Below are 518 nucleotides of genomic sequence, written 5' to 3' on the forward strand. Positions count from 1 at the left end.
AGAAGTTGCAGTGAAATCCAGGTCGGGCGACAGCCGGTAGGCCGCGCTCAGCTCGTTGAAGCCTGCCGGAACGCCGGAAATCGCCAGCGGGTGACCGGCCTTGCGTGCGCGCGCCGAAAGCTCGGCGAGCAGGGCCAGGCCGGCGCTGTCCACGCGCTCGACCTCGCCCAGCTCCAGCCGTGCCAGCTTGGCCGGCAGCGCCTGCAGCTGTGGCCACAGCGCGATCACCGCGGCACGGTCAAGCAGACCGCGCAGGCGCAGGGTATCGCCCTCCAGCAGCGCCAGTGCGTTACTTGCCATTGCCCGCGGGCCCGGCCTGCATGCTGCCGCTGCGCAGGTCGCTGGCCACCTGCTTGATGCCCTTCTGGCGCAGCGGGGTGTCGAACTGGTTGCGGAAGGTCTGCACGTAGGAAATGCCTTCGATGTTGACGTCGAAGATCTTCCACTGGCCATTCACGTTGCGCATCCAGTACTCGACCGGGGTCGGCTCGTTGCCGGCGCGCACCAGCTCGGTGCTC

General features: G+C 68.1%; 2 protein-coding genes. Both read right to left on the reverse strand.

Features of this window, described 5'->3' with window-relative positions; all coding sequences use genetic code 11:
* Positions 1-300: STAS domain-containing protein (locus C9414_RS21100; protein WP_107164309.1), on the reverse strand; the 300-nt coding region annotated here is incomplete at its 3' end.
* Positions 290-518, reverse strand: a 229-nt coding sequence (locus C9414_RS21105) for an MlaC/ttg2D family ABC transporter substrate-binding protein (RefSeq protein WP_142398092.1), incomplete at its 5' end; no start/stop codon positions are given. The genes C9414_RS21100 and C9414_RS21105, both read right to left, overlap by 11 nt.

It is taken from the genome of Bacillus sp. Nf3, from assembly GCF_003028545.1.
Lineage (GTDB): Bacteria > Bacillota > Bacilli > Bacillales > Bacillaceae > Bacillus > Bacillus safensis.